Below are 12,927 nucleotides of genomic sequence, written 5' to 3'. Positions count from 1 at the left end.
GTTTTCGATTATGCCTTGTTGCATGGTTTGTCACAAGAAGTAGATCAAAAAACCGCAGAAATTAACCTGAAAATGAGCAATTTGGCAGCAAATTTTCTGATTCATCCCATTCTTTGTTGCCGATCTAAAAACAAGAATAATAAGCATCCTAAGCTAAAGCTACTTAACCAACCCTGCATAAACTCATTAATAGAGCGGCCTGTAAAATAATAGGTATCAGCATGCCAAACCTCATGGGGAATGTAGCGGGCATAATCCCAAAATGAAAATAAGCCTAAGACTGTAGATAGAATAAACAGAGACCATGCAAAAATTTTAATTTTTGTACTTACTTTCCAATGTTGTTTATGGCCTTGGTAGTAATGAATACTCATCCAGCCTAAAAACGGTAATGCAAGAGCAGAGGAACCGAGTTGAAGAAGACGATGTAATGGATATGGATAACCAAATAAATGAACGGTTTGTGATAAAAATTCTTGGAATATAAAAGTTCTAAAGTCAGAGTGGGTAAGACCATCCCAAATGAGATGAGTGGCAATACCGATAATGAGCGCGAATATAATTCCAATAAAAAACTGGATAAAACGTTTAAAAGAGTCTAATTTCAAATCATGCTGAATACCAAAAAAACGGTAAACAACAGGCCGATAAAGTAAATACCAAATGACACAAAACAATAAACCTAATGCAAGGTTTGGGTAGAGTAGACCTTTCCATTGATGAGTCAGCATGCTGGACTGAACTGTAAATAAGCGGTAAAGATCGGGTGTCATACTCCCAATTGCCAAAGCAGCAATCGGTAAAGTGTTTTGGCTTAATTTAGCAATGGGCGGGGCGATAACTGCATGAGAAATTGTAAAAGGCATTGGAAATCAAAAATTACTCACATCATTTAATTGACCAGTCTAACGAATCATCTAAACAGAAATGTTTTTTATTGCAAAAAGGTTGAAATGTTATAATATAACAAAAAAATATGGGTCATTGACTATGCAGCTCAAAACACAGCTTTTTGTTCTCTCTTTATTATCATTTTCTATTCAGCAAGTGATGGCAGCAGATGATACAAATACGAAGGAAGAGAAACCTGCCGAATTGGCAACAATTAAGATTAAAGCCGAACCTACAGCACCAACTAACAACAGGTCTTTGGCAGAAGGGGCAACCAGTATTGGTAATGCTTTAAATGGTCAGGCAGGGGTCTATTCAGCTCAATATACAGGAGGGGTGAGTCGTCCTGTAATTCGTGGTCAAGATGGTACACGAGTCAAGATTGTACAAAATGGTGGCGATGTAATGGATGTTTCATCTGTATCGCCAGATCATGCAGTTACGGTTGATCCAAACTCTGCACAAGATATTCAGATTTTAAATGGTCCTGAAGCATTATTATATGGTGCAGGTTCAGTTGGGGGACTGGTGAATGTGGTTGATGACAAAATCCCAACCAGCATGCCAGACAAGGGTTATCAAGGGAAAGCTGGTGTTCGTTATAACACTGGTAGTGATGAGTTACTTTATTCAGGGCAGGCGACAGTTGGTTTAGGTGATCATGTTGCGCTACGTGTTGGTGGTTTAAAGCGCGATGCCAATGACTATATCTTGCCTAAAGATTTACAAACAGATGAGCGTCGTCAGGATAGCACTTTTGCCGACTCTAAAAATTATAATGCTGGACTGTCTTGGATTGGGGACCGTGGGTTTATCGGTGCATCATTTAGTCAGCGCCACGATCAATATGGTATTCCTGCTGATAATGAGCTTTTTAGTTCTTGTGGGCGTGATGGTTTGCATCTCGTGTGTGGAACTGGTGACCCATCAGCCGATCATGGGCATGATCACGAACATGATGCTTCATGGATTAATCTTAAAGAAAAGCGTTATGACTTAAAAGGTGAGTTAAAAGACCCGTTTGCAGGTTTTGCTAAAATTGCAGCGCAAGCAAGTTATACCGATTATCAACATGAAGAAATGCATGGCAGTGATGTTGGAACAACCTTTAAAAGCAAAGGTATAGATAGCCGAGTTACATTAGAAAATAATGCTTGGGCTGGTTGGACAGGGCAAGTTGGGGCGCAATATACCCAACAAAAACTAAATATTGTTGGTGATGAGTCCATCATGGACCCAAGTAAAACCCAGCGTTATAGCGTATTTGGTTTGCAACAAAAACAAATCAATAACGTCAATCTTGCAGTTTCTTCACGTATTGATCATCAAACCATCGACATTGAGTCAGATCAAAAAAATTACACGGGTACCGGATATTCGGTTGCTGGTACAGCGAGCTGGGAATTTATTCCACAATACAAATTGTCATTTACAACATCACATCAAGAGCGTTTGCCATTTGCTCAAGAGCTATATTCAGACGGTGTTCATATGGCGACCAATACCTATGAATTGGGTAATGATAACCTGAAAAAAGAACGCTCAAATAATGTTGAGTTGGGTTTGCACTTTGATAATGATCTCTTGAAATATAACGTAAGCGTGTTCCATAACCGTTTTGATAATTTCATTTATGCCAATACTTTGGATGAATACAAGGGCTTCCGCCTCATTCAATATAGTCAAGATGCAGCGAAATTTTATGGTGTTGATGCTGACTTAAGTTATCAAATTTCACCTGTATATAATCTAGGGTTATTTGGTGACTATGTTCGCGGAAAAATTGATAATGAAAATGCGCCACGTATTCCTGGTGGACGTTTAGGTACTAAAGTCAAAGCAGATTTTGGCGATGGTTGGGATGGTTCTGCTGAGTATTATCATGTGTTTAAACAGGATGATATTGCTAATTATGAAACCAAAGGACAAAGTTATAACATGGTGAACTTAGGTGTTGGTTATAACGGAAAATATGGCAACGTTGGCGATTATCGTGTGTTCCTAAATGCGAATAACTTGTTAGATAGCAAAATTTATCAACATGAATCTTTCCTTGCAAATGTTCCCCAAGTCGGACGTAATTTTACGGTAGGGGTGAACTTTAGTTTCTAAGGACTAACACGAAACTAAACTTGAAAAATCAAGCTAAAAGACCTAATTTGAACCTATCAAGTTAGGTCTTTTTTATGCGTATTTTTCAGCGAATTCATCAAAAAATAAATTGGTCAGGGCGTCGTTATATGGCGATATTACTTTGCGTTGTTGCTATTGCATATCTTGCATCAGCAATTTACCACACAGTAAAACCATTGCCACAAGGAATTAACTTTAGTGGCAAGCTTAGACATGCCGATGTTAAATTTTTAGCAGATAAAACCTACCTTGATGCAAAAGGACAGCAACAGGTTGATCAGCACATCTTTGATGAAATCTTGAGAATGATTGATGAGGCAAAAACTACAATTGTGGTGGATATGTTTTTGTTTAATTCAGAGGTGGGTGATTCAAAAATAAAGCAAAGACCACTCATGCAAGAGTTAACCAATGCATTGGTAAGTAAAAAAAGACAAAATCGCCAAATTCAGATTGTATTAATTACTGATCCGATCAACTCGGTATATGGTGGATTAAGCCCGGAACATTACCGTCAGTTACGTCAATCGGGTGTTGATGTGATTGAAACCAATTTAGGCCCTTTACGTGCTTCTAATCCACTTTGGTCAGGTTTTTGGTATATTTGTTGTCAGAGTGTTGGAAACAATCCTGAAAAAGGCTGGTTACCAAATCCGTTTGGTGATGAAAAAATTACACTGCGTAGCTATTTGAACTTATTTAACTTTAAGGCGAATCATCGTAAGACATTAGTTGTTGATACTGATACAGGTTGGAAGTCACTGGTGACTTCAGCAAATCCACACGATGGTAGTTCTAGACACTCTAATGTGGCATTAGTTGTAACAGGAACTACAGCTACTGATGTTCTCCAGACAGAAGCAGCCGTTGCGCAAATGTCAGGCAGTAGCTCTCCATCGCTCATTTTAGGTGAATTTGAAAAAGACGTAACCAAACCTCAAGTTCAGGTGTTAACTGAAGGGGCGATTTATCAATCTGTACTGAAATTGATTAACTCGGCTAAGCCTAAAGAGCATCTTGATTTAAGTATGTTCTATTTATCTGAACGTAAGATTATTCAAGCTCTAAAAAGCGCTCAAGAAAGAGGTGTTATTGTTCGAGTTTTGCTTGATCCAAATAAAGATGCGTTTGGCCGACAAAAGAATGGTATTCCTAACCGTCAGGTTGCCTCAGAGTTACATGCTGCGGGAATTCCAATCCGTTGGTGTGACACACATGGTGAGCAAAACCATAGCAAAATGATTTTGAAATATAACGCCCAACACGCTGAATTAATTGTGGGATCTGCTAATTTCACTGCTCGTAATTTAAAAAATTACAACCTTGAAACAGATATGTTGGTTGTGGGTAATGTTCAAGATCAAGTTTTTAAAGATGCGCAAGATTACTTCAATACCTCGTGGTCAAACCTACAAGATAAACAGATGAGCGTGGATTACGCGAAGTATGCAGATGAGTCTAAAGTGAAGTATTGGATTTATCGTTTTATGGAATGGTCAGGGTTGTCGACTTTCTAATTCTATTTTTTATATAAACGTTGAGGCTATATGTTCACGACGGAGTCTTAATTAGTTTGCTTCTAAACTTGCAACTTATTCGTTGCCAGAATTTTGTACAAAATTGGCAAAGTGATTGGCGACATGGATGTCGCCGTTTCACTGTGTTGCAGGGAAGCAACATCAGTGAAACAAAGGTTTTTGTCACTTTTGACCTCTCAAAAGTGAGGCATTAGCCTATACAAAAGACATTAGAACATCACTGTAAGTAAAGGCTGTGCCATAAGGCCGATTTAAGGCGCTGGAGGAATCAACTGATCCAAAGTCTTATCATCTAACTTTTCCAATTCACTCAAATCAGTCTTAATTTTCCATTGCGACTCATCATCTACAGGATTTGGTAAACGTGCCTCAAGCCAGTCACAGACCACATCTGGGCTAAATTCAGGATGATTACACTGAATAATCCACGATAAAAAATCTTTTGCTTCACCATTCATATAAGGCGGTGGAGAAACAGGGAAGAATAAAGTCGGTAAACGTTCATTTGTCGATAGGTAGTTTAAAACATGTCCTAATTCTTGAACTGTTTGCCATGCCAGCGGATGTTCCACATCAATGCTGAACTTAAACCACCAAGCATGTTCGCCATCTGCTCCATGAGCCATGATACGGGCTTCTTGTACGGTTGGAACTTTGCAAAAAAATTGATGAAGACGTTCAAAACTGATTTCAGACACAGCAATTGACCTAGTTTGAAAAATGGTAATGGTAGCACAGATACAGATTCTTCATATTTTCTTTATAGTCATTACAAACAATATCAATCAAAGCTGTTTTATTCATGGTTTCTCCTTGACTCTCTTTTAATCTAGCTCTATATCAAGACAAAAGAGATACACCATGAAAAAGCCAATCGTTCTTGTACTTTCAACTTTAATGTTAGGTATATCTGCTACTGCGATGGCGGATTCAAATAATCGCTGGGATGATTATCACGGTAGAGATAATCGACATTATGAACAGCGTTACGACCACCGTGATGATCATAGAGCACCTGGTTGGTCAAATTCGGACCGTGGCAAACATTATGATAGATATGCAGCATTTAAACGTGGTGATCGTATGCCTGTAGAATACCGTGATAATCGTTATTTTGTTTCGGACTGGCGTGCACATCGTTTATATGAGCCACCACGTGGATATCACTGGGTGAAGACACCGAATCAATATTTGTTAGTTGATTCACACCACCAAGTTTATCGTGTTCGTTAATTTTGAAATATAGAATATATAAAAGGCCTCAATATTGAGGCCTTTTTTTATGCTAATTCATCATCTTGAGGCTGAGGGGGTTTTAAGGTTGTTGGTGTTTTTGCATGTTTTTCTTTCATCACTGAAGGATAATTCCAAGATGCAAAACGAACAACCAAGATAGACAGAGCTAAAATAAGAATTGAGCCGGTAATAATGACTTGGTCCATATCTGCTTTATGGTCATGTTGGATATCTGAAATGAGTAGGCGGGTTAATGCTGTAATTGCAACATAAATAAGAAAGCGTACAGGCATATGATTCGTTTTAAAGTAAATTCCAACCATTGCTCCAAGTTCTAAGTAAATAAATAATAATAGAATGTCATCAATAGAAGCATACTTCTTGATGGTCAAAATTTCAAAAACAGTATTAGCTGCAGACCAAGCCACCATACATCCAATAATAAACAGGGCTAAATAGTGGAAAGCTTCAACGGCGTAATGACCAAAACGGTCAAGTATTCGCTCGTATTTTTGAGGATCAGGCATAGTAAGATCTTTTTTTGATATGAGTATGCTTAGAAAATAAACAAATTTTATGCCAATAGAAATAGTAAATACAAAATAAAAAAACGCCTGAATATTCAGGCGTTTTCTTAGATTTAAAATATTAAGCTTGATTCGTGAAGTAGTCTTCACTGAAGCCCATAATTAAGTCAGAACCAGCTTTAATTTTAGCAATACGCGCATCAATATCTGGCAAGATACGATCAGCAAAGTATTGAGCTAAAGCAAGTTTGTTTTGATAGAAGTCACCAGACTTATCTTTTGCTGCCGCTGCAATTTTCGCAAACATATACGCAAAGCTGAGCAAGCCAACTGCATGCAAATAATCAACAGCAGCAGCATTCGGGAAGTCTACGTTTTCAGCAGCTTGTTCAATAATAAACTGAGTGATTGCTTCGATTTCAGTTGCAGCATCTAAAGTTGCATCTTTAATGAAGTTCAAATCGGTGTCTAAGTCATTTGCAAAGTCACGAATTTCAGTGATGTATTCAGCAATGAACGCACCGCCACATTTAATGGTTTTACGACCAATTAAATCTTGAGATTGAACGCCGTTCGTTCCTTCGTAGATTTGAGCAATACGAAGATCACGGATACATTGTTCCATACCCCATTCACGAATATAACCGTGACCACCGAACACCATTTGAGCATCTAAAGTTGCTTGGAATGCTGTATCTGTGAGATAAGCTTTAGCAATCGGCGTTAAAAGCGCAACGCGATTATTGGCTTTTTTCACTGCTTCTGCATCAGTTGAGAATTTAGTGATATCGAGCTGTTGACCAACATAGACTGCAAAAGCACGTGATGCTTCATTGTTTGCACGTACGTTTAACAACATACGACGCACATCACCGTGGACTAAAATGCTGTCAGCAGGTTTATTGGGTGATTGAACACCAGCTGCACTACGACCTTGTAAGCGGTCGGTCGCATATTGCGCTGCATTTTGATAAGCAAATTCAGACGCGCCTAAACCTTGGATACCCATAGATAAACGTTCGTAGTTCATCATCACAAACATGGCAGCAAGACCTTCGTTTTCTTTACCAACGAGGTAACCTTTTGCTGCATCAAAGTTCATCACACAAGTTGCAGATGCTTTAATCCCCATTTTGTGTTCGATAGAACCTGGGCCAACGAGGTTGCGTTCACCTAATGAGCCATCTTCGTTCACCAAATACTTTGGTACGATGAACAAAGAAATACCGCGTGAACCAGCAGGCGCATCTGGAGTTTTAGCAAGTACCAAATGAATAATGTTTTCTGCTAAATCATTGTCACCGCCAGTGATAAAGATTTTAGTACCTGTGATGTTATAAGTACCATCTTCATTAGGTTCAGCTTTAGTTTTGATAATACCTAAGTCAGTACCTGCATGTGGTTCTGTCAAACACATAGTGCCTGACCATTCGCCTGAATAAATCTTAGGTAAGTAAGTTTCTTTTTGTTCTTGAGATGCATAGCTGCTTAAAGCCATGCCTGCACCCACAGAAAGAAGCGGGTAGAGCATAAATGATGGGTTAGTTGCAAATAACATTTCATCTGAAAGAACGGTGAGCATTTTTGGCATGCCTTGACCGCCCCATTCTTCATCGGCACCTAAGCCAATCCAACCACCTTCTGCATATTGACGAAATGCATCTTTAAAACCAGCTGGTGTGAACACCTCGCCGTTTTCATAGCGAGCGCCTTCTTCATCACCAGTACGGTTTAATGGATGAGTCACGTTCTGAGCAAATTTAGCCATTTCTTCTAAAATTGCTTCAGCAGTTGCAGCATCTACATGAGCGAGTTTCTCATTAGACTGCCAAAATTGTTCTGCTTTGAATACATCATTTAAGATGAATTTCATATCAGCTAAAGGAGCATTGTAAATTGGCATAATCGTTCACCTTTTTTGTGCACATTGGCCTGTGCTAGATATCCTGTTAAACGAAATGGATATGGAATTTAAAGTGTAAATTTATCATTGATTTTATAAAAAAAGGACCGTCAAAACTGAGCAGTCCTTTTTTGTTTTTTAACATTGCATATCGCAACTAACTATGGTTAGAAAGCGAAATGTTCAGCATCTAATGACATTAATGGATCTACACCACCTGCAATCACGTCTACATGAGAACGTACGCGTGGCAAGATTTTCTTGAAGTAGAAGCGAGCAGTGGTTACTTTTGCGTTGTAGAAATTAACATCGGTAGTACCTTCTGCTAATTTCTCTTGTGCAACAAGTGCCATACGCGCCCATAGGTACGCTAAAGTAATGTAACCTGAGAAGTAGAGGTAATCTACAGCAGCAGCACCTACTTCATCTGGGTTTTGCATTGCGCGCATACCAATTTGCATGGTGAGATCGCCCCATTCTTTGTTAAGAGCTGCAAGCGGCTCAACAAATTCTTTCATGGCAGCGTTGTCTTTATTTGCTTCAACAAATTTGTGAACCATTTTGGTAAAGTCTTTCAGCATTGCACCTTGAGTTTGCAATACTTTACGACCTAACAAATCAAGTGCCTGAATTTCGGTTGTACCTTCATACAAACATGAAATACGTGTATCACGTACGATTTGCTCCATGCCATGCTCAGAGATGAAACCATGGCCACCAAAGACTTGTACACCGTGCTTAGCAGACTCAGAACCAGTTTCAGTTAAGAATGCTTTTGCAATTGGAGTCAATAAAGACAAGATGTTGTCAGCAAACTTACGCTCTTCTTCTGTTTCACCTTTTTCAACGATGTCAGCGTATTGAGCAAGTAAGTAAACAAGTGCACGACCGCCTTCAGCAAATGCTTTTTGAGTTAAAAGCATATTACGTACAGCAGGGTGAACGATAATCGGATCTGCATCTTTTTCTGGAGCTTTAGGACCAGAAAGCGAACGCATTGCTAAACGTTCTTTTGCGTAAGTTAACGCACCTTGGAAAGATGATTCAGATGCTGCTAAACCTTGAACCGCAGTACCAATACGTGCTGTGTTCATGAAGGTGAACATACAGTTCAAACCACGGTTTTCAGGTCCGATCAAATAACCTTTAGCTTGGTCAAAGTTAATGACACAAGTCGCGTTACCATGAATACCCATTTTGTGTTCGATAGAACCACAACGAACCGCATTACGCTCGCCCACAGTTCCATCTGCATTTACATGGAATTTAGGAACGATGAATAATGAAATACCTTTAGTACCTTTCGGTGCACCTGGTAAACGAGCAAGAACGATATGGATGATGTTCTCAGCCATGTCATGTTCACCAGCAGAGATAAAGATTTTCTCGCCAGAAATTGCATAGCTACCGTCAGCATTTGGTTCTGCTTTAGAGCGGATAATACCTAAGTCCGAACCTGCATGAGATTCAGTTAAGCACATCGTACCCGTCCAAACACCTGAAACAAGGTTTGGTAAGTAAGTATTTTTTTGTTCATCAGAACCATGATGTTCTAATGTACGTACAGCTCCGTGAGACAAGCCAGGGTACATACCCCAAGACCAGTTTGCTGTACCAACCATTTCAGAAATTGCAATACCTAAAGAGTTAGGTAAAGCCTGACCACCGTATTGTTCTTCTGCTGATAAAGACGGAAAGCCAAGTTCAATATATTTTTGATAAGCTTCTTTAAAGCCTGTTGGAGTGGTAACTACGCCATCATTCCAAGTACAACCTTCACGGTCGCCAACTTGGTTTAAAGGAGAAAGTTCATTTTCACAAAAGTCTGCCGCAGCTTCTAAATATTGATCAACCAATTCACGGCTTACGTTACCTTGGAAATCAGGTAATTTTGCATAGTGTTCTTCAGCATTTAATAATTCATGCAAAACGAATTGCATATCACGTAAGGGCGCTTTGTATTGTGGCATATCGGGTTCCTCAATACTGGTGAAACCAGAGTTATAATCTTAATCTATGATAATGTGCCATGAGGCACCTTGGACTATTACATCGTGCAACAACTTGCATAACTGCACAAGCACCTCAGGACCTTTACTTTGTGACTGCAAAGTCAAGAAAAAAATGCTTAAACTAGCTAAGTGCTTTGAGTGTAAACACTTTTGGTTATGTTTATATGATACAAATAGTCAAAATCTTAAATAGTTATGTATAAACAAAAGGCGCCTATAGGCGCCTTTTGTTTCATGATTTTTAGAATTATTTTACTTGAGCGGATGCAGGAGCAGGGGCGTTAACTGGTGGTTGAGGGCGTTTTGGTTCAAAGCGAAGGTTACAAGTCCCTTCAATTGTTTTATCGCCAAATTGCACATTTATATTCTGTCCATTGGCCTTGCCATCACACGCTTTTTGGATTTGTTCAAAACGGGCTTGACGTTCTGCACGGTGCTGTTCCCATGCTGCTTTTTGCTCAGGTGTGAAATCACGATGTTTCATACGGTGGTGACCCTCACGTGGGCCATCTTGCATCATACGGTGTTCTGAATTAGACGTTTGTGGAGTTGATTGACAAGCAGCCAAACTGCCCATAGTTACAATTGCTGCACTGAATAATGCGATTTTAGCCGTCATTTTCATATTTAAAGCCTTTTAATGTTGTATTTACCGATGCCTTAAAGATTAGATAATAAAGATGTAGAAACAATGGAGAGTTTTTCTTTTCGTTGTTAGTTACAATGTTCGGGTCTGTTAGTAGTTCATTTTATGAATTGTGTTATAGGCTAAAACCACATAAACGAGGCATGAAGCACAGGCAATGATATATCCTTGGCAAGCTTCATAACGAAGATTATGGCAGTTTTAGCCATAACCTTTCAGGACGGGACTATTTTTCAGTATTTCGTCGTTAAGAGTTACTTGCTTAGATCACTAAGCTTTGTATCTCTTGCCTAGAAATACAAGAAAATAGCCTTCGTCACAATTATAAAATGAAGTACTAGCAGACCCCTTTAGCGTAAAAATGAGAGAGTGCTTTTGAACGTTCTACGTGTTCCCATTGCATTACGGTTATTTTTGACAGTCTTGCTCACCACATTGCTTATTGCGACTGCAAGCTTGAGCGTTTTGCACTGGACAATGCAAAAGAACTTTGCCAAATATGTGGCTGACGTTGAAATGCAGAAGCTCGATCGCCTTATTACCAATCTTGGCGATGTCTATAGGGTATACCATGATTGGGGAAATGCGATTCAGGCACAAATTTTACAAATTGAAGGCACCGCGGCTCCTGATGATTATGATCGCCTCTCACAGTGGTGGCTTCGTCGCCAATATGATATTGCGATACAACAGCATTCTTTCGATGAACATGCCCTCATTAATATTGCGCCTCAAGTTGCACCGACAAATAAAAATACTATTTTTAGTGATGAAGAATTAAGAACACTTGAAAAAAATTTACCCTCTCAATATCAACCCTTTGAAGGGTTAAGATTCCCCTTAAGTGCAAACCAATTTCGCCCACGTGATGATAAAAGTAAATCCAAGAGGGGGAGCTTAAAAGATATTGAAACTCAAAATGGTAAGAAGCGTTTTATTGCTTTACCCGACCGTTTGGGGCTAAGTTCTCGTTTATCTTTGTATGATGCACGGCACCAGTTTGTCGTGGGCGAACCGCCTTCTTCAGATCAGATGTCATTTCGCCCGATTATCTTAAACAATCAAGTGGTCGGATATCTAGGCTTAAAACCCGTTTTAGATAAAGAAGATGCTTTGAGCATTAATTTCTTTAGTAATCAAAAGCGCTATTTACTCTTAATTTATGCTTTAACTTTACTATCAAGTTTAGTTGCGGCGTTATTGATGGCGACTTATTTTAAAAAACCAATTCAGCGTTTATTAAACGCGACAAATGAGTTAACGAAAGGAAATTATCAACATCAGGTAGTCATTAAAAGAAATGATGAATTAGGTGATTTATCGACGCAATTGAACCATTTAGCTGAAATTTTACATAAGCATGAAGAATCACGCCGTCAATGGGTAGCAGATACTTCCCATGAATTAAAAACACCTTTGGCTGTATTACAAGCACAAATTGAAGCCATGCAAGACGGGATTCGAAAAGCAACGCCTGAACATCTGGATGCAATGATGCGTCAGGTTTCAAGCCTGAAAAAACTAACACAAGACCTTGCAGACTTGGCGCAGGCTGATGCCCAGCAACTCAAGTGTTATTTGAGTTCTGTTAATCCATGGGAAGTGGTATTACAAGAGATTGAAAACTTTAAACCGAAACTTGAGCAGGCTGGTCTCGAAATTCAGGTTGAAGGAACAGGTTCTCCGTTATTATTAGACCGTGATCGCTTTAAACAGATTATTGTTAATTTAATTAGTAATTGTATTCGTTACACAGAAACAGGTGGCAAAATTCATATTCATACAGTTCAAACTCCGCAGGAGTGGACTTTGTATGTCGATGACAGTCCATTTGGTTTAAATGATGAGCAGTTATCCCGTTTAGGTGAGCGTTTCTATCGTGTAGATGATTCGCGTACGCGTAGTACAGGTGGAACAGGGCTAGGCTTGGCTTTGTCTTGTAAAATTGCGCAGGCGCTTGGTGGTACACTCAGTTTTGAACATTCACCGCTAGGTGGTTTACGTTGTGTGCTCACTTTTAAAAAGCAGAGTTAAATATAAA

At 39.2% G+C, this 12,927-nt stretch carries 10 protein-coding genes; 4 read left to right on the top strand and 6 right to left on the bottom strand.

What is annotated here, in order from left to right:
- Positions 1-101: 101 nt before the first annotated feature.
- Positions 102-866, bottom strand: a complete 765-nt coding sequence (locus WA249_RS04185) for a DUF4184 family protein (protein ID WP_336166600.1) — start codon at positions 864-866, stop codon at positions 102-104.
- Positions 867-990: 124 nt separating this feature from the next.
- Between WA249_RS04185 and znuD the strand changes: the two genes are divergently transcribed.
- The gene (znuD, locus tag WA249_RS04180) at positions 991-3,003 is read left to right on the top strand and encodes a zinc piracy TonB-dependent receptor ZnuD (protein WP_336166599.1); all 2,013 of its coding nucleotides are present in this window, start codon (positions 991-993) and stop codon (positions 3,001-3,003) included.
- Between the two features lie 74 nt (positions 3,004-3,077).
- On the top strand, positions 3,078-4,541 hold the full coding sequence (locus tag WA249_RS04175) for a phospholipase D family protein (protein WP_336166598.1): 1,464 nt from the start codon (positions 3,078-3,080) through the stop codon (positions 4,539-4,541).
- 272 nt (positions 4,542-4,813) lie between these two features.
- Here the strand turns inward: WA249_RS04175 and WA249_RS04170 are convergent, their stop codons facing one another.
- Positions 4,814-5,260, bottom strand: a complete 447-nt coding sequence (locus WA249_RS04170) for a hypothetical protein (RefSeq protein WP_133971791.1) — start codon at positions 5,258-5,260, stop codon at positions 4,814-4,816.
- Positions 5,261-5,423: 163 nt separating this feature from the next.
- Between WA249_RS04170 and WA249_RS04165 the strand changes: the two genes are divergently transcribed.
- The gene (locus WA249_RS04165; RefSeq protein ID WP_336166597.1) at positions 5,424-5,795 is read left to right on the top strand and encodes an RcnB family protein; all 372 of its coding nucleotides are present in this window, start codon (positions 5,424-5,426) and stop codon (positions 5,793-5,795) included.
- A 47-nt stretch (positions 5,796-5,842) separates the two neighbouring features.
- Here the strand turns inward: WA249_RS04165 and WA249_RS04160 are convergent, their stop codons facing one another.
- From WA249_RS04160 to WA249_RS04145, 4 genes are all read right to left on the bottom strand, one after another.
- Positions 5,843-6,325, bottom strand: coding sequence for a phosphate-starvation-inducible protein PsiE (locus WA249_RS04160; protein WP_336166596.1), 483 nt, complete (start codon positions 6,323-6,325; stop codon positions 5,843-5,845).
- Positions 6,326-6,446: 121 nt separating this feature from the next.
- Positions 6,447-8,228 (bottom strand): acyl-CoA dehydrogenase C-terminal domain-containing protein, encoded by a 1,782-nt coding sequence (locus tag WA249_RS04155; RefSeq protein ID WP_016137205.1) that lies wholly within the window; start codon positions 8,226-8,228, stop codon positions 6,447-6,449.
- A 167-nt stretch (positions 8,229-8,395) separates the two neighbouring features.
- Positions 8,396-10,198: an acyl-CoA dehydrogenase C-terminal domain-containing protein gene (locus tag WA249_RS04150; protein ID WP_336166595.1), complete on the bottom strand. Its 1,803-nt coding sequence runs from the start codon at positions 10,196-10,198 to the stop codon at positions 8,396-8,398.
- 289 nt (positions 10,199-10,487) lie between these two features.
- Positions 10,488-10,865, bottom strand: coding sequence for a hypothetical protein (locus tag WA249_RS04145; RefSeq protein ID WP_336166594.1), 378 nt, complete (start codon positions 10,863-10,865; stop codon positions 10,488-10,490).
- A gap of 396 nt (positions 10,866-11,261) precedes the next feature.
- Between WA249_RS04145 and baeS the strand changes: the two genes are divergently transcribed.
- A complete protein-coding gene (gene baeS, locus WA249_RS04140) occupies positions 11,262-12,920 on the top strand; it encodes a sensor histidine kinase efflux regulator BaeS (RefSeq protein WP_336166593.1) in 1,659 nt (552 codons plus the stop codon).
- The last annotated feature ends 7 nt before the right edge of the window (positions 12,921-12,927 follow it).

This window comes from Acinetobacter sp. 161(2023), from assembly GCF_037027805.1.
In the GTDB taxonomy this organism is placed as follows: domain Bacteria; phylum Pseudomonadota; class Gammaproteobacteria; order Pseudomonadales; family Moraxellaceae; genus Acinetobacter.
This window is presented reverse-complemented; position numbering and strand designations above follow the sequence as displayed.

What these genes read in the sequence shown, in the direction of transcription:
- WA249_RS04185 (WP_336166600.1), bottom strand. Translation starts at nt 866, where the DNA reads ATGCCTTTTACAATTTCTCATGCAGTTATCGCCCCGCCCATTGCTAAA.
- znuD (WP_336166599.1), top strand. Translation starts at nt 991, where the DNA reads ATGCAGCTCAAAACACAGCTTTTTGTTCTCTCTTTATTATCATTTTCT.
- WA249_RS04175 (WP_336166598.1), top strand. Translation starts at nt 3,078, where the DNA reads ATGCGTATTTTTCAGCGAATTCATCAAAAAATAAATTGGTCAGGGCGT.
- WA249_RS04165 (WP_336166597.1), top strand. Translation starts at nt 5,424, where the DNA reads ATGAAAAAGCCAATCGTTCTTGTACTTTCAACTTTAATGTTAGGTATA.
- WA249_RS04160 (WP_336166596.1), bottom strand. Translation starts at nt 6,325, where the DNA reads ATGCCTGATCCTCAAAAATACGAGCGAATACTTGACCGTTTTGGTCAT.
- WA249_RS04155 (WP_016137205.1), bottom strand. Translation starts at nt 8,228, where the DNA reads ATGCCAATTTACAATGCTCCTTTAGCTGATATGAAATTCATCTTAAAT.
- WA249_RS04150 (WP_336166595.1), bottom strand. Translation starts at nt 10,198, where the DNA reads ATGCCACAATACAAAGCGCCCTTACGTGATATGCAATTCGTTTTGCAT.
- WA249_RS04145 (WP_336166594.1), bottom strand. Translation starts at nt 10,865, where the DNA reads ATGAAAATGACGGCTAAAATCGCATTATTCAGTGCAGCAATTGTAACT.